The following is a 16590-nucleotide window of genomic DNA, read 5'->3' on the forward strand; positions in this document are numbered from 1 at the left end:
ATAACAAGGCCCGGCATAAAAAGTGGCGTTAGCATTCTGGCAGACTGTACCGGGAATATCGCGAAAAACATCAGATTTACGACTATTTTTTTCCCGCTGCTTGCGAAGCTGCGATAACCGATCTTCAATTGAGACAGGTTTATCATCAGGAGGTGCGGTGTCAGAACAGCTGGAACTCTTTCCCGTTCCCTCGCCGTGTCGGGGTATTTGCCAGGCAGACCGGCTGGGGTATTGCACAGGCTGCCTGCGCAGCCGCGACGAACGCTTCAACTGGGGACGGATGAGCGACGCGCAGAAGCGTGAGGTGCTGCGCCTCTGTCGTCAGCGCTATTTACGCGCGCAGCGCGCCGGAAAACGTGACGAACCCGACGAGCCTGAACAACCCACATTATTCTGAGCGGGAATATTTCGGGCGGACATCTTCCCTGCGGGCAGGCGGCGGCAGAGGCTACCTGTTCCGTAAGCTTATGCGCTGTTGGCACTGGCCTGTTCAGGCAGGGCCTGCTGTAGCTGTGAAAGTGAGCAGTAAAGGCGCCAGATAATCCCCGCCAGCACCGTCTCTTCCCGCCCGCCCTCCGCCGCCAGCGTGGTAACGCGTTCCTCCAGTCCGGCGAGCGTCTCAGCCAGCGAGCGATGACGTACGCCGCGCGCGCTGATAATGCTCTGCAAATCCTGAAGTGTTGCCTCCCGCTCCCGGTTTAAGCCAGCCGACGCGGTTTGCCACTCCCGGAGCTGCCAGAGAATATGTGAGCAGTTAAGCAGCACCACCCCCCAGCGCAGCAGCCACAGTCGGGCATTTTCGTCGCGACTGGCACTCAGCTGGTTCACCCGATGGTAAATCAGCGACTCAAAGCGGTTCTGACTGAGTCGGGGGCGACGGCTGAGCTGATCGAGAAAATCGCGGCGCAGCGCGCGAATATGACGACGACTGCGTCGCTTATCCGAGCTGGGGCGCAGGATCTGAAAAGCCAGCCATGCCAGCATCACCCCGCACACTTTCGCCAGGTTATTATTGATAAATTGCTGGTAATCCCAGGAGGGGGGATTGGTGACGGAGATAAAGGATCCCATAAACACAATCAGCTGCCCCCACAGCGCGGCCCGCTCCTTCTGCTGGAGCTTAAAGAGCTGTAGCGTAACCAACAGGGGGAAAAGCAGCAGCAGAAACTGCCACAACACATCAATCTGCACCATAACGCCAAATTTTATGACAAAGCTGAACACGCTCAGCAACAGCAGCGTTTTCAACAGCAGCGAGACGCTGCTGGCCGGTGAGGGCACCGAGGAGTACAGCACGCAGCTGATTGCCGCGAGCGTCAGTGCCGCCTCGCCCGATTCCCACTGGGTAGCGATCGTGAACGCACAGCCGAGAATAATAACCACAAAGGTGCGGAAGGCGCTCCAGCCCGCCTCTGCGCTGTCCGTGTGCCGCGCCAGCGAGGGGACGGGAGGCGGCGAAAGGCGCGCATCCGTATCCGCATGCTCAAACTGTCGCAGCCAGCGGCTGATATTCAGGTACATCCAGCAGAAGTAGCGCAGACGATGCCAGAAAGCGTGATGGCGATAATCCGCCGGGTCGGCAGGCGCGGCGGACTGAAGAATGCGCGCCAGGCGAAATTTGTCACAGTCTGACTTTGCCAGCTCGTTCAGCAACTGTTGCAGGGCACTGAACAGCCCGGGGGGCGCATCCGGCCAGTTAAGCAGCATGCGCCGCAGGCTGGAAATCACGCTGGTCAGCCTGAGCTGCTGGTGCAGAACATAGTTAAGCACGTTGTTCTGCCGTCGAAAGCGATAGTGACTCCAGAAGGCCTGAATGCGCAATACGTTAAGCGTCAGGATCTGGCCGATAACTTTTTCATGGGCGCTGCGCACGTTATCGGTCGTTTCGCGTTGCAGCAGGAGCCCGGCATGTTCCAGTAGTCGGTCATGCATCTGCCTGAGCGAGGTGATCAGCGTGTCGCCATCGGAGGTGCTGGGCAGGATCATCATCATCAGCCCCCCGCAGAGAATACCGGAAATGACTTCGCAAACGCGCGCCTGGGTAATATTCCACAGCTGGGTAATATCGGTAATATTGACCGTGGTAAAGGCGATGATCGCCGCCGTATAGCCCGCCAGCGAAAAGGCGTAGGCGACGTTATTCTGATAGTGATTCGCTATCCACGTGCAGAGGGCCAGCCAGGCGGCAATCGACAGCGAGAACAGCCAGGGCTCGTTGAGCGTATGCCCGGCAATAAGCATCGCGGCTCCCGCGCCGATCAGGCTACCGGCAATCCGCCCCAGACTTTTACTGATGACGCCGCCCACCGTGGGGAAGCTGACGACGGCAGCGGAGGTCATCGCCCAGTAGGGTTCATCCAGATCCAGCCCGTAAGCAATGCTGAGCGCCAGACACATGGCAATGCTGTTACGCAACGCATAGCGCCACTGCCCGCCGGTGGCTTTGATCCACGGCAGCTGCTGCCACTCCAGCCAGCGCAGATTCATGGCTGAATGGAAAGGGTGCAGGTTGTGCCCGCGACCAGCGGCAAATCCGCTGGAACAGCGGTCAGACGAATGCGAACCGGTACGCGCTGGGCCAGACGAACCCAGGGAACGTTAGGTTTGATGTCGGCTACCAGTCCACTGTCCGTTTCCACGCTCTGGTCATAGATTGCCCGTCCGATGCTTTCAACCACGCCAGTAAGGGGGCGATTGTCGCTGTACAGGCGGATAGAGGCTTTGTCGCCAGGACGAATATGCCGCAGCTTGGTTTCTTCAAAGTAACCGACGACATAAAAAGAGTGGCTGTCTACCATGGCAAACACCGGCCTACCGCTGGTGGCATAGTTGCCGGGGCGCACGGTCAGATTGGTTACCCAGCCGTCAGCAGGCGCCAGGATCTGCGTCTGCCCCAGGTTCCATTTTGCCCGCTCCAGCTCCGCCTGAGCCGCTTTGGCACTGGACGCCATCGCCTGGGCGTTCAGGTTAACGGCATCCAGATCTTCGGCGGAGATAACATTATGCGGCAGGCTGGCGCGGCGACGTGCCTCGTGCTGGGCTTTCAACAGATCGGACTGCGCCTTTGCAAGCTCCGCTTCGGCGTTAAGGACGGCGATGCGATAAGGCTCATCGTCCAGTGTCATCAGCCGGGTGCCCCGGGTGACGTATTGATTATCCCTGACCCACAGCTGTTCAATGCGTCCCGAAACCTGAGGCGTAATGTTCACCAGCTCTGCGCGGACCTTGCCGTCTCTGGTCCATGGCGACTGCATATAGTAGTTCCACAGCCACCAGCCGGCGCACAGGGCGGCGGCAAAAAAGATCAGGGTAGAGAAATATTTTAATGTGCCAAATTTCATGGTGTCACCAGGCGATCAGCAGCCACTGCGAGCCGCTGACGCACAAAATAAAAAGAGAAAGATCCAAAAGAGTGGGGTGCCAAATCTCACCCGAGTACATCCAGTCCCTCAGGAGGGGATGCAGCAGCAGCCAGATGAAAAAGCCGAGCAGTACGGCCTTAAACAGGGGAGGAAAGTAGAGAGAGGCGCCGAACAGTAAGTCAGTCAGCGGCGATGTCGGGGTAAATAGCACGTTGCTCACGGATTAAGTCTTCCTTCTGGATCCGCACGGGTGAACCGGGAAACCACGGTTACGATGATGAATTTGTAATTTGTCCTGTAAACTCGCAGAATAGTCTAGAATCAAGCTTGATAGGTAGCAAGCTAATTATAAGGAGATGAAATTGGATACACCCCTGGGAACGGATCTCGCAAGATTGGTACGCATATGGCGTTCATTGATTGATCAACGCCTGAAGCCGCTTGAGCTCACACAGACACACTGGGTTACGCTGCACAATATTCATCAGCTTCCACCCGAGCAGTCGCAGATTCAACTGGCTAAAGCGATTGGTATTGAACAGCCCTCGCTGGTACGTACCCTCGATCAGCTGGAAGAAAAAGGCTTAATCACCCGCACCACCTGTGCCAGCGACCGACGTGCCAAACGCATTAAGTTAACCACCGAAGCGGCGCCCATTATTGGTCAGGTTGAGGATGTGATTGACGCCACGCGGGATGATATTTTATCCGGTATCTCTTCGCAGGAAGTGGAAAAGCTGGTGACGCTGATAGCCCGGCTTGAGAAAAACATTCTCGAACTGCAAAACCGCGACGAATAAAAAAAAACCGGCAACTGCCGGTTTTTTCATCGTGCTTCTTAACGAGGGGAAACGGTAATCTGGCTGCCGTTTGACGCCATGGATACGCGCTGACCCACGGCATAGCGGCTTGCTGCCTGCTTCTGCACAACGATGATCGTGTTGCCATCATCTTTGCGAATTTCCAGCTCAACGCCCTGCGACTTGTTCATCGCCCCCTGCACGCCCTGACCGGCTACGCCGCCCGCAACGGCACCTGCAGCGGTCGCCAGGCTACGACCTGCACCGCCACCCACCGTATTCCCGAGGAAGCCCCCCAGTACGGCACCGCCGATGGCACCAATAACATTGCTGTCATCACCGCCCTGAATCTGAACCGGTCTTACGGAAACCAGCGTACCGTAGGTCACGTTTTGAACCTGCTTCGCTTCGGAGGCGCTGTAAACATCACCGGACAGCGTATCAGTATTGGTGCATCCTGCTAATGTCACACCGGTCAGTGCCACGATTAATAAACGCTTTATCATCGTTAAAACTCCATTCTTATTTACCTGCTGCACCCACTGGGCAGCAATCGATAACATTATTATATGGCACAAGCCACGCCCGGTTGCTATTTCTGGAAAAAAAACTGCATAAGAGCGTAGCGCAGGCAAATTAAACCAGAAATCAATCAAACGCAGAAGACCAAAACAGACGCCCGCGTCACGGGCTTACGTAAAATCGCACAGTTAATCATAGAATTGCCGGGCTATTTTTGCGAGTCTGTATCCATGATTCTCCATTAACCCTCCGCGGGTAAGGCCAGAAAAGATGAAGTCAGGACGATATATCGGTGTCATGTCCGGTACCAGCCTGGATGGCGTTGATGTTGTACTGGCGGCCATTGACCAGCAGATGGTGGCGCAGCAGGCCAGCTACTGTCACCCCTTTCCGGCAGATTTGCGCCAGCAGGTTCTGGCGATATGTCAGGGACAGGCGCTCAGTCTTTCACAGCTTGGGCAGCTTGACACCCGACTTGGCCGTCTCTTTGCCGAAGCCGTGAATACACTGATGAAGCGTGAGGGGCTGGAAAAAGACGACATCACTGCCATCGGCTGCCACGGGCAAACCGTCTGGCATGAGCCGGGGGGCGACGCGCCGAATACGCTACAAATCGGCGATAACAACCAGATCGTCGCCGCAACGGGGATTACGGTGGTAGGGGATTTTCGCCGACGTGACATGGCGCTGGGCGGGCAGGGCGCTCCGCTGGTGCCTGCCTTTCACCAGGCCGTGCTGATGCATCCTGGCGAACGCCGCATGGTGCTGAATATTGGCGGCATCGCCAATCTGTCTCTGCTGATCCCCGGTCGGGCGGTGGGCGGCTACGATACCGGGCCAGGCAATATGCTGCTTGATGCCTGGATTTGGCGTCAGCGCGGGGTGGGCTATGATGAAGACGGCGCCTGGGGCGGTGGCGGCCGCGTGATCTTACCGCTGCTTCAGCAGATGATGAGCGATCCGTGGTTTTCCCTGCCCGCGCCAAAATCGACCGGCAGAGAGTATTTTAATCTGGGCTGGATTGAGCGAAATATCGCCTCTTTTCCCGGCGTTCAGCCACAGGATGTTCAGGCTACGCTGGCTGAACTGACGGCGCTGAGCATCGCGGAACAGGTGATGCTCAGTGGCGGCTGTGAGCGACTGATGGTCTGCGGCGGCGGCAGCCGTAATCAGCTGCTAATGACCCGGCTTGCGGTACATCTGGCCGGTACGCAGGTGATGTCCACTGACGAAGCGGGTATCCCCGGGGATGATATGGAGGCGCTGGCCTTTGCCTGGCTGGCTTACCGCACGCTTTCCGGCCAGCCAGGCAATCTGCCTTCGGTGACCGGCGCGCGCGCGGCATCGGTTATCGGCGCTATTTTCCCTGCCAGCCGGACCGAATGATGATTTCCCGGTATTTCAGCCGGGCGCAAACAGATGATAAATTAGGAGATCCTGTGAAAAAGTGGCTTCCGGGCTTTACTCTGGTCCTGCTATCGGGTTGTAGCATGTTTCATGCCCCTCCGGATGAGCAGAAAACCCTGCACTATACCTGTGGAACTCTGCCGCTAACGGTGGTGCTGGATAATGCGCGGGAAGAAGTGAACCTGATACTGGACGGCAATCCGGTCACGCTTAAACAGCAGGTGGCGGCCTCCGGTACGCGCTACAGCGATGGCACCTATACGTTCTGGTCCAAAGGGGATGAGGCGTTTATCGAACGAAACGGTAAACTTATCATCAACGATTGCCGCCTGTCCGGCAGTTAGTCCATTAATATTCAGCAGGATAAAGCGCACACGCTCCTTTTCCTGCCAGCCGAGCCTGAGCGATGAACAACGATAATCTTCAGCAAATTTCCCATCTGCGCCGCGAATACACCCGCGGTGGCCTGCGTCGTAAGGATCTGCCTGCCGATCCGCTGGTCCTGTTTGAACAGTGGCTGAATCAGGCCGTTGAGGCCGGGCTGCCCGATCCGACGGCCATGAGCGTGGCAACGGTGGACGAACAGGGTCAGCCTTATCAGCGTATCGTGCTGCTTAAGCATGTGGATGCGCAGGGTATGGTGTTCTATACCAATCTGGGCAGCCGCAAGGCGCATCAGCTGGCGCAAAACCCGCGCATCAGCCTGCTGTTCCCCTGGCATATGCTGGAGCGGCAGGTCATGGTGCTCGGCAGCGTAGAAAAGCTGTCCATGCTGGAGGTGATGAAATACTTCCACAGCCGACCGCGCGAAAGCCAGATAGGTGCATGGGTCTCGAAGCAGTCGAGTCGCATCTCCGCACGCGGCGTGCTGGAGGGTAAGTTCCTTGAGCTTAAGCAGAAGTTTCAGCAGGGCGAAATCCCACTCCCCAGCTTTTGGGGTGGATATCGCATCACCATTAACTCAATGGAGTTCTGGCAGGGGGGCGAACATCGCCTGCACGATCGCTTTTTCTACCAGCGAGACGGAGCGGGCTGGAAAATCGACCGTCTGGCGCCCTGAAGCGACGAAATAATCCCGTTAAGCGCTGGCACAGAGTGCGTCAGCGCTTTATTCTATAGGCCTTAATTTTCTCCGCACGTCAGCGGAAAGCGGTGTACCAGTAAGGTACCGACGTTTCTACATGGAGCCTCAGATGGACAGCAGTAACCTGATTAAACAATTGCAAGAGCGGGGCCTGGTTGCCCAGGTAACGGATGAGGAGGCGTTAGCGGAACGTCTGGCGCAGGGGCCAGTCGCACTCTATTGCGGCTTTGATCCCACCGCAGACAGCTTGCATTTGGGCCATCTGGTGCCGCTGCTTTGCCTGAAGCGCTTTCAGGACGCGGGCCACCGCCCGGTTGCGCTGGTGGGTGGAGCGACCGGCATGATTGGCGACCCCAGCTTCAAGGCTGACGAACGCAAACTGAATACGGCCGAAACCGTGAATGAATGGGTTGATAAAATCCGTCATCAGGTCGCGCCGTTTCTTGATTTTGACTGCGGCGAGAACAGCGCAATCGCGGCGAATAACTACGACTGGTTTGGCAGCATGAACGTGCTGACCTTCCTGCGCGATATCGGCAAGCACTTTTCGGTTAATCAGATGATCAACAAAGAGGCCGTTAAGCAGCGTCTGAACCGTGACGATCAGGGCATCTCCTTCACCGAATTCTCCTATAACCTGCTGCAGGGCTACGACTTCGCCTGTCTGAACGAGCGTTACGGCGTGGCGCTGCAAATTGGCGGCTCCGATCAGTGGGGGAATATCACCTCAGGCATCGACCTCACGCGTCGTTTGCATCAGAACCAGGTATTTGGCCTGACCGTTCCGCTTATCACCAAGGCAGACGGCACCAAATTCGGTAAAACCGAGGGTGGGGCCGTCTGGCTTGACGCGAAGAAAACCAGCCCGTACAAGTTTTACCAGTTCTGGATCAATACCGCGGATGCCGATGCTTATCGCTTCCTGAAATTCTTCACCTTTATGAGCATTGAAGAGATCAATGCGCTGGAGCAGGAAGATAAAGCGAGCGGCAAAGCGCCGCGTGCGCAGTATGTGCTGGCTGAAAAGGTCACCCGACTGGTGCACGGTGAGGAAGGCCTGGCGGCCGCACAGCGCATCACCAAAAGCCTGTTCTCCGGTGCGCTGAGTGATATGACCGAAGCCGATTTTGAGCAGCTGGCGCAGGATGGCATGCCGATTATCTCCCTTGAGCGCGGTCAGGATCTGCAACAGGCGATGGTGGACGGTGAACTTGCCCCGTCTCGCGGTCAGGCCCGCAAGCTGATTGACTCAAAAGCGGTCAGCATCAACGGTGAGATCCAACTTAGCGCAGAGTATGCTTTTATTGACCAGGATCGCCTCTTCGACCGGTTTACCCTGCTGCGCCGCGGCAAGAAGAATTACAGTCTGATTGTCTGGAAATAAAAACGCTCCCCTGGCCGGTCTCTCTGACCGGCCTTTATTTTTGGTAAGGTTGTCTGGGTTCTGCTATGAAAAATATTCTTTCGATTCAGTCGCACACCGTGTTCGGCCATGCGGGCAATAGCGCCTCTGAATTCCCTATGCGTCGTATGGGCGCAAACGTTTGGCCTCTTAATACCGTCCAGTTCTCAAACCATACCCAGTATGGACACTGGACCGGTATGGTGATGCCCGCCACCCATCTGACCGATATTGTGAAGGGCATCGCCGAAATCGATCGCCTGAAAACCTGTGACGCCGTGCTGAGCGGCTATCTTGGCTCGGCAGAGCAGGGCGAAGAGATCCTCGACATCGTTCGCCAGGTGAAAGCGGCGAATCCTGACGCCTGGTACTTCTGCGATCCGGTGATGGGACATCCGGAGAAAGGCTGCATCGTTGCCCCCGGCGTGGCTGAATTTCATACGCAGTCTTCACTGCCCGCCAGCGATATTATCGCGCCGAATCTGCTGGAGCTGGAAATGCTCAGTGGAAACACCGTGGCTAACCTGGAGCAGGCCGTCGCCAGCGCACGCGAGCTTGTCGCTAAAGGGCCGAAAGTGGTGCTGGTCAAGCATCTGGCGCGCGCGGGGCTGCGCAGCGATCGGTTTGAAATGCTGCTGGTGACGGCCAGCGAGGCCTGGCATATCAGCCGTCCGCTGGTGGATTTTGGCGTGCGTCAGCCGGTCGGCGTTGGCGATCTGACCAGTGGTCTGCTGCTGGTGGACCTGCTGCACGGTAAGCCGCTGCGGGAAGCGCTGGAACATGTCACTGCCGCGGTCTATGCGGTGATGCTGAAAACCCACGAGATGGGCGAGTACGAGCTACAGCTGGTGGCGGCGCAGGAGGGCATTGCCCACCCGCAGCAGCTTTTCGAGGCGGTCAAACTCTAGCAACAAAGGGCGATACCCGGTATCGCCCTTAAAGAGGGAAGGACGCATAACCGCTGCTATCGCCCTTATCTTAGCCGTCAGCGGCGCGTTTATCTCACCTCAGACTCTACGCCCTGCGTCATGCGATTCAGCTTCGGCGCAATCAGCATCATCAATACTGCGATAACCCCGGTCACAATCCCGATTTGCATAAACACATGCGCGTAAACCTGTAGTGACTGATGGGCATCGGTAATATCGCCCGGCACCGCCATCAGGTTGGCCACTTTACCGGCGACCATCGCGGCACCCGCCGTGGTCAGGAACCAGGAACCCATGATAAAGCCCATCAGGCGCTGAGGAACCAGCTGCGCGACCATCGCCAGACCGAGACCCGAGATCATCAGTTCCCCCACGCTTTGCAGGGCGTAGCTGAGAATTAACCAGTTGACCGAGACAATACCCAGCTCGCTGGCAAATTTGGCGCCCAGCGGCAGCACCAGAAAGGCCGCAGAGCAGAGCAGCATGCCGAAGGCAAACTTATGCGGCATCGGCATGCGATCGCCCATCTTATTGTAGAGCGCGGCTAACAGCGGGCTGAACAGCATTATCCAGAAGGGATTCAGCGCCTGAAACTGCTCGGGCTGAAAGGCGATGCCCAGAATGCTGTGTTCGACGTTGCGAATGGCAAAGAAGTTCAGCGAGGTCGGCATCTGCATATAAAGGACAAAAAAGACTACCGCTTCAATCATCATCAGTAAGGCCACAATCATTTTGCGGCGGGCCGCCCCTTTCAGCGCGAACGTCTCTTTGGCGAAGACCAGCAGAATACCGATAGCAATGACGGCCAGCACGCCCCGGGCAATACCCTGATTATGCAGCAGCCAGGTAGCCATCGCGATCAACACCGCGATACCGACCAGCGTGGCCAGTAGCTTACCTATATGCAGGGGGGCGAAGTCGGGTTTAGAACCATAGTTTTTCACCCATTTCCGGCACAGCATAAAGTTAACCAGCGTAATCAGCATCCCGACGAATGACAGCGAAAAGGCCACGCTCCAGCCGTAATGCGCCGCCAGCCAGGGGGTAGCCAGCATGGAGAAAAACGAACCAATATTGATCGCCATATAATACATGGTGAACGCGCCATCAAGACGCGGGTCGTCCTTCTCATAGCAGGTGGAGAGCAGGGAGGAGGGGTTCGCTTTGAACAGGCCGTTACCCACAGCGATGGTCGCCATACCGATATAGACCATCGACACATCGTGGCCCGACCATGCCACCAGGGCGTAACCGAGCGCCAGAACCAGCGTACCGAGCACGATCACGCGCTTGGTCCCCAGCACCTTATCACCCAGCCAGCCGCCCACGGCGACCAGACCATAGACCAGGGCGCTAAAAGAGGAGAATAGCGTGATGGAACCGGCTTCAGACATACCCAGCATTTTAACCAGGTAGACCGCCATAATGCCTTGCAGGCCGTAATAGCCGAAACGTTCCCAAAGCTCAATTGAAAAAATCAGGTAAAACGATCCTGGTTGCTTAAATGCATTGAGGCTGATTGCCTCTGAATGTTTGTTTGCAGTTGACACTGATACCTCTGAATTTCAAATCCTGATTCGACCGGAAAATTAAGTCGCCGTCAGAGTTAAGTGGGCATTCGCCGCATGGTTATAAGATGGGAAAAGCGGCGGTTAATTTCGCCGATCAGCAGGTCTCAGGCAAGTCTTTTTTCATCTGTTGTTCATGGAGTGTGACACAGAATGAGAATGGGGTATAAACCGTACATTTTGGGGTTATATATCGTTATAAAGCAGAGTATTAGTATTAATTGCTTAAATGAGACGATCGTTTACTTATTTTGCAGCATACCCTCCTGTTCGCCCGAGTCAGATTAATATAGTATGGGTTGAATATTAACCAATATAAAACTCTGTAAAATACAGTTTAACCGGATATAAATAGCCAAAATCACTACGAATGCAGCATCTGGCTGACCTGCGGGCTGTTATTTATGATGTAGATCACTTAAATGCACGTTAATAATATCATCAAAATAACTCACCGTAGCCGCCTTTAAGGGAAGGGATAAGGGCTCACAGAGGGGCTGATATTTTCGCTACCCGTCAGCCATGCGCTTTTAACCCTGGCTTGGGCTGCTAATATCTCTCAGGGTAATAAATATGCGACAGGGGCGTTTTTATTGATTGAACGTTCAATATAAAAACGCTACAATTACTTCTATTCAATCGTTGAAACTAATCAAGCCATGCCAAAAGTTGGAATGAAAGCGATTCGTCAGGCGCAGCTGATCCACGCAACGCTGACGGTGATTGATCGGGTAGGGCTGGCCGACGCCAGTCTGGCCCTTATTGCCAAAGAAGCCGGCGTATCGACCGGAATTGTCAGCCACTACTTTGGCGACAAGAACGGTCTGCTGGATGCCTGTATGCGGCGGATACTTTATGAACTTTATCTGGCGGTGGAAACGCACCGGCAGCAGGCCGCACCGCAGCCTGAGGCACAAATCAGGGCAATCATTGACGGTAACTTCGATGTTTCTCAGGTTACTGCTCCGGTGCTGAAGACCTGGCTGGCGTTCTGGACTAACAGCCTGCATCAGCCGGATCTGCAGCGTTTGCAACGTATTAACGACCGGCGGCTGTTTTCCAACCTGACGGCGCAGTTTGCCCGGGTATTGCCCCCACAGCAGGCCCGCGACGCAGGGGCCAGCATGGCCGCATTAATAGATGGACTGTGGCTTCGCATGACGCTTGCGCCACAGCCAATGACGCAGGGCATCGAGAAAGCCCGTGCGCTTTGTTATCACAATCTCGCGCTGTGGCTTAACCGCCCGGCAGACTAACCCCCTAAGGAGGAGGTATGGCAGATATGCAACGCCGTGGACTTTACATTAATGGCCGCGAAGAAGCGGGTCATGGCGAAACATTTACCACCATCAATCCCGCCAACGGTGAGGTTCTTGCAGAAATTACCTCGGCCAGCCAGCAGGATATTGATCGTGCGGTCAGCACGGCAGAAGCCGGCCAGCGCATCTGGCGCGGTTATACGCCTGTTGAACGCAGCCGCGTGCTGTTAAAAGCGGTTGCGCTGCTGCGCGATCGCAATCAGCAGCTGGCCGAACTGGAAACCGCCGATACCGGTAAGCCGCTTAGCGAAACTACCGCCGTCGATATCGTGACCGGTGCTGACGTGCTGGAGTATTACGCGGGTCTGGCGGTAGCGGTTGAAGGTGAATCCATCCCCCTGCGTGACAGCGCGCTGGTTTATACCCGTCGCGAACCGCTGGGCGTGTGTGCCGGTATTGGTGCATGGAACTACCCGATTCAGATCGCGCTGTGGAAAAGTGCCCCGGCGCTGGCCACTGGCAACGCGATGATTTTTAAGCCAAGCGAGGTTACCCCTCTCAGCGTACTCGAGCTGGCGAAGATTTTCACCGAAGCAGGCCTTCCCGATGGCGTATTTAACGTTGTTCAGGGTGCAGGTGCAGTCGGTCAGGGGCTGAGCCAGCATCCGCGGATCGCAAAAGTCTCCTTCACCGGTGAAGTGAATACCGGTAAGCGCGTGATGGCGGATGCGGCGCTGGCTAACCTGAAGTCAGTCACCATGGAACTGGGTGGGAAATCGCCGCTGATCGTGTTTGACGATGCCGACCTTGAACGTGCGGTGGATGGTGCCATGATGGCCAATTTCTACAGCAGCGGTCAGGTATGCACCAACGGTACGCGCGTGTTCGTACAGCGTTCGCTGCTGCCGGCTTTTGAACAGCGTCTGAAAGAGAAGGTCGCGGGGATCCATATTGGCGATCCGACCCACCCGGAGGTCAACTTCGGTCCGCTGGTGAGCGAAGAGCACTGCCAGAAAGTGGTCTCTTACCTCGATCTTGGTAAAGAAGAGGGCGCACGCCTGCTGACCGGCGGCTCACGCATTACCGAAGGAGCGATGGCGAAAGGCTGCTACGTTGAGCCAACGGTATTTACCGACTGTCGCGACGATATGCGCATCGTACAGGAAGAGATCTTCGGTCCGGTGATGAGCATCCTGGCCTTTGATGACGAAGAAGAAGTCATCGGGCGTGCTAATGATACGCAGTACGGCCTGGCTGCAGGCGTGTTTACCACCTCGCTGAACCGTGCACATCGCGTTATTCATCAGCTTGAGGCGGGCATCTGCTGGGTAAACAGCTGGGGTGAATCACCGGCTCCGATGCCGGTGGGTGGCTACAAACAGTCGGGCGTTGGGCGTGAGAATGGGCTGGAAACGCTGCACCATTATACGCGCACCAAATCGATCCTGATTGAAATGGGCGACTATCCGTCCGCATTCTGATTTATTGCCGCGGCCGGTATGGCCGCGGCTATCTGGAGGTTTAATGCAGAAATTTGATTATATTATTATTGGGGCGGGTTCAGCAGGTAATGTGCTGGCAACGCGACTGACTGAGGATGCTGACGTATCGGTACTGCTTTTGGAAGCTGGCGGGAAAGACCATCGCCTGGACTTCCGTACCCAAATGCCAGCCGCTTTAGCTTACCCGCTACAGGGTAAACGCTACAACTGGGCATTTGAAACCGATCCAGAGCCTAAAATGAACAACCGCCGCATGGAGTGCGGACGTGGTAAAGGGCTGGGGGGCTCCTCACTGATTAACGGCATGTGTTACATTCGCGGCAACGCGATGGATTACGATAACTGGGCAAAAAAAGAGGGGCTGGAGAACTGGTCCTATCTCAACTGCCTGCCGTACTTCCGCAAGGCGGAAAAGCGCGATATCGGTGAAAATGACTACCACGGCGGCGACGGTTATCTGAGCGTTACGACCCCTAAAAAGGGCAACAATCCGCTGTTCCGGGCGTTTATTGACGCCGCGAAGCAGGCAGGGCACCACGAGACAGACGATTTGAATGGCTATCGTCAGGATGGGTTTGGCCCGATGGACAGAACCGTGACTGCGCAGGGTCGACGTTCCAGCACCGCGCGCGGTTATCTGGACGTGGCGAAACAGCGCTCCAATCTGACCATCATTACCCATGCACAGACCGATCGGATTTTGTTTAGCGACAAAACGGCGACGGGCGTTTGCTGGCTGCGTAACGGTAAAGAGGAGCAGGCTGAGGCCACGCGTGAGGTTCTGCTGTGCGGCGGTGCAATTGCTTCTCCACAGATCCTGCAACGCTCTGGCGTTGGTCCGGAAGAGTGGCTGCGCGAGCTGGATATCCCGGTTGTGCATGCTCTGCCGGGCGTGGGACGCAATTTGCAGGACCATCTGGAAGTGTATATGCAGTTCCGTTGTAAAAAGCCGGTCAGCCTCTATCCATCGCTCCAGTGGTGGAATCAGCCTGCTATCGGTGCTGAGTGGCTGTTTAAAGGCACCGGCATTGGCGCGAGCAACCAGTTCGAAGCGGGTGGGTTTATCCGCAGCGATGATAAGCCGGACTGGCCGGATTTGCAGTATCACTTTTTGCCGGTCGCCATTAACTACAATGGCAGCAGCCCGGTTAAAGAGCACGGCTTCCAGGCCCACGTTGGCCCAATGCGTTCAAAGAGCCGGGGACGCGTGAAGCTGACCTCCAGGCATCCGTATGCTGCGCCGTCAATCTTCTTTAATTACATGTCCGAAGAGCGGGACTGGGAAGAGTTTCGCAGTGCGGTTCGTCTGACGCGCGATATTATGCGTCAGTCCGCGCTGGCAGAATACTGTGGTGAAGAGATCCAGCCAGGTGCCGCCGTGCAGAGCGATGAGCAGATTGACGCCTTTATCCGCGATCACGCTGAAACGGCTTATCATCCGTGCGGAAGCTGCGCGATGGGTAACGATGAGATGGCCGTTGTGGATGCAGAAGGGCGCGTGCACGGAATGCAGAATCTCCGCGTGGTCGATGCTTCAATTATGCCGCAGATTACTACCGGTAATCTGAATGCGCCGACGGTAATGATCGCCGAGAAGATGGCCGATCTGATCCGGGGCCGGGCACCATTGAGCGTTTCCACTGCCGAGTATTACCAGCTTAAGCGTGAGAAAGCGGAAGCTGAGCAGGTTTAATCCCCTTCTGTAAGCCGGGTCAGAGGCCCGGTGTACCACAGAGCGGATGAAAGTTACCTGGCGCGCTGAAGGTTAAGCGCTGTCGCTAACGGGTTGGACCCGGCTAGCTAAAGGCCTGGTGCCGTCGCCGACGGGTGGTGCCCTGTGCCAGGCGCGCTGAAGGTTGAGTGATGTCGCCAACGGACGGTGCCTGGCTGGCTAAAGGCTAAGTGCTGTCGCCAACGGAGGCGCCTGGCTGGCTAAAGGCCTGGTGCTGTCGCCAACGGGTGGTGCCCGGTGCCTGGCGGTCCTCACGCCGTGCTTCGCACGGTTCCTTCGCTCCGCTCGTCGACCTTTCGGACCGGACATGACGGGACATCCCTGTCCCGGCATGTCCTTGTGCCAGCCTCCCTGCTGGCCCATCCGGGTCTTCCTCTCTCTACTCAGCGCTGCGGATTGCCTGTCACCGGGCCCCACCCGTCTGCTTATTGCATTGTGCTGGCTGCGGGTAAGGGCGATTGCGGGGGTTACAAAATCTCTTTAGGCAGGTTTGGAAGAGGAAGAACCCTGCAAATAAGAAAATCTTTGTGTTAAAGACTCAGAGCCATCGGCTGGGCAGGCGCTATCAAATGCACATTATTGAATTACCTGCCAGTGGGCCGGGTGGGCTACAAAGCCTGAGTGTTAATAGGGCTTAACTGGAAGTCGTGCTGATGATACCTGCGGAGAGCTAAACGGTTTTACTCAAAGCAGCTCAGCTGCCTGTGAGGTGGACAATCCCTGCGGTTGACGGGTAATCCGCAGCGCTGCGGCGCAGACGGAAGGCCAGGCGAGGGCAGCAGGGATGCTGCACTCAGGGAGCGGCGGGCAGGGATGCCCGCTCGCGACCGGGCCGTCCGGCCTGGAGTCGGAGCCAAAGGCACCAGGCAAAGCCTGTAGCTGCGACGCCCGGCGAACGCTGGGATTGTCCACCGAAAAAGCCGATATTGCAGCTTCATGATGCCCGGCAACCGCAGGGATTATCCACCGGTATCGCAGGCATTACAGCCCAAACAACCAACCGGCAAACGCTGGGATTGTCCC

16 protein-coding genes are annotated in these 16590 nt (G+C 56.3%); 10 read left to right on the top strand and 6 right to left on the bottom strand.

Going from position 1 to position 16590, the window contains the following annotated elements; translation table 11 throughout:
• Positions 1–157: 157 nt before the first annotated feature.
• On the top strand, positions 158–397 hold the full coding sequence (locus tag AAGR22_RS10085; RefSeq protein WP_067703613.1) for a DUF1289 domain-containing protein: 240 nt from the start codon (positions 158–160) through the stop codon (positions 395–397).
• A gap of 68 nt (positions 398–465) precedes the next feature.
• Here AAGR22_RS10085 and AAGR22_RS10090 read toward each other — a convergent pair whose 3' ends face one another.
• From AAGR22_RS10090 to AAGR22_RS10100, 3 genes are read right to left on the bottom strand one after another with little or no spacing between them, the layout of a single operon-like run.
• Entirely contained in the window at positions 466–2487 is a 2022-nt protein-coding gene (locus AAGR22_RS10090) for an FUSC family protein (RefSeq protein WP_345831408.1), read from the bottom strand.
• Entirely contained in the window at positions 2484–3341 is an 858-nt protein-coding gene (locus tag AAGR22_RS10095) for an HlyD family secretion protein (RefSeq protein WP_345831409.1), read from the bottom strand. Before AAGR22_RS10095 ends, AAGR22_RS10090 begins: the two co-directional genes overlap by 4 nt.
• Before the next feature lie 4 nt (positions 3342–3345).
• Positions 3346–3582 carry a DUF1656 domain-containing protein gene (locus AAGR22_RS10100; protein WP_067703620.1) on the bottom strand — a complete coding sequence of 79 codons (237 nt, stop codon included), beginning with the start codon at positions 3580–3582 and terminating at the stop codon, positions 3346–3348.
• Positions 3583–3718: 136 nt separating this feature from the next.
• Between AAGR22_RS10100 and slyA the strand changes: the two genes are divergently transcribed.
• On the top strand, positions 3719–4162 hold the full coding sequence (gene slyA, locus AAGR22_RS10105; protein ID WP_304439236.1) for a transcriptional regulator SlyA: 444 nt from the start codon (positions 3719–3721) through the stop codon (positions 4160–4162).
• Positions 4163–4200: 38 nt separating this feature from the next.
• Here slyA and slyB read toward each other — a convergent pair whose 3' ends face one another.
• A complete protein-coding gene (gene slyB, locus AAGR22_RS10110) occupies positions 4201–4668 on the bottom strand; it encodes an outer membrane lipoprotein SlyB (protein WP_067703743.1) in 468 nt (155 codons plus the stop codon).
• Between the two features lie 286 nt (positions 4669–4954).
• Between slyB and anmK the strand changes: the two genes are divergently transcribed.
• The 5 genes from anmK to pdxY all read left to right on the top strand — a co-directional run bounded on the left by anmK (position 4955) and on the right by pdxY (position 9485).
• Positions 4955–6070 carry an anhydro-N-acetylmuramic acid kinase gene (gene anmK, locus AAGR22_RS10115; RefSeq protein WP_345831410.1) on the top strand — a complete coding sequence of 372 codons (1116 nt, stop codon included), beginning with the start codon at positions 4955–4957 and terminating at the stop codon, positions 6068–6070.
• Positions 6071–6174: 104 nt separating this feature from the next.
• Positions 6175–6435 carry an MliC family protein gene (locus AAGR22_RS10120; RefSeq protein WP_067703746.1) on the top strand — a complete coding sequence of 87 codons (261 nt, stop codon included), beginning with the start codon at positions 6175–6177 and terminating at the stop codon, positions 6433–6435.
• A gap of 62 nt (positions 6436–6497) precedes the next feature.
• Positions 6498–7151 (top strand): pyridoxamine 5'-phosphate oxidase, encoded by a 654-nt coding sequence (gene pdxH, locus AAGR22_RS10125; protein WP_067703626.1) that lies wholly within the window; start codon positions 6498–6500, stop codon positions 7149–7151.
• Positions 7152–7284: 133 nt separating this feature from the next.
• A complete protein-coding gene (tyrS, locus tag AAGR22_RS10130) occupies positions 7285–8559 on the top strand; it encodes a tyrosine--tRNA ligase (RefSeq protein WP_345831411.1) in 1275 nt (424 codons plus the stop codon).
• 65 nt (positions 8560–8624) lie between these two features.
• Positions 8625–9485, top strand: a complete 861-nt coding sequence (pdxY, locus tag AAGR22_RS10135; protein ID WP_067703632.1) for a pyridoxal kinase PdxY — start codon at positions 8625–8627, stop codon at positions 9483–9485.
• Between the two features lie 89 nt (positions 9486–9574).
• On the opposite strand, the gene dtpA is transcribed toward pdxY, so the two are convergent.
• Positions 9575–11056: a dipeptide/tripeptide permease DtpA gene (gene dtpA / locus AAGR22_RS10140; protein ID WP_345831412.1), complete on the bottom strand. Its 1482-nt coding sequence runs from the start codon at positions 11054–11056 to the stop codon at positions 9575–9577.
• A gap of 677 nt (positions 11057–11733) precedes the next feature.
• On the opposite strand from dtpA, the gene betI reads away from it, so the two are divergent.
• The 3 genes from betI to betA are packed head-to-tail and all read left to right on the top strand — an operon-like array spanning position 11734 to position 15528.
• Positions 11734–12330: a transcriptional regulator BetI gene (betI, locus tag AAGR22_RS10145; RefSeq protein WP_067703636.1), complete on the top strand. Its 597-nt coding sequence runs from the start codon at positions 11734–11736 to the stop codon at positions 12328–12330.
• A 26-nt stretch (positions 12331–12356) separates the two neighbouring features.
• Positions 12357–13814 (top strand): betaine-aldehyde dehydrogenase, encoded by a 1458-nt coding sequence (betB, locus tag AAGR22_RS10150; protein ID WP_345831578.1) that lies wholly within the window; start codon positions 12357–12359, stop codon positions 13812–13814.
• Between the two features lie 43 nt (positions 13815–13857).
• Entirely contained in the window at positions 13858–15528 is a 1671-nt protein-coding gene (betA, locus tag AAGR22_RS10155; RefSeq protein ID WP_345831413.1) for a choline dehydrogenase, read from the top strand.
• Between the two features lie 723 nt (positions 15529–16251).
• Here betA and AAGR22_RS10160 read toward each other — a convergent pair.
• Positions 16252–16479, bottom strand: a complete 228-nt coding sequence (locus tag AAGR22_RS10160) for a hypothetical protein (protein ID WP_345831414.1) — start codon at positions 16477–16479, stop codon at positions 16252–16254.
• Between the last annotated feature and the right edge of the window lie 111 nt (positions 16480–16590).

Source organism: Erwinia sp. HDF1-3R (genome assembly GCF_039621855.1).
Lineage (GTDB): Bacteria > Pseudomonadota > Gammaproteobacteria > Enterobacterales > Enterobacteriaceae > Erwinia.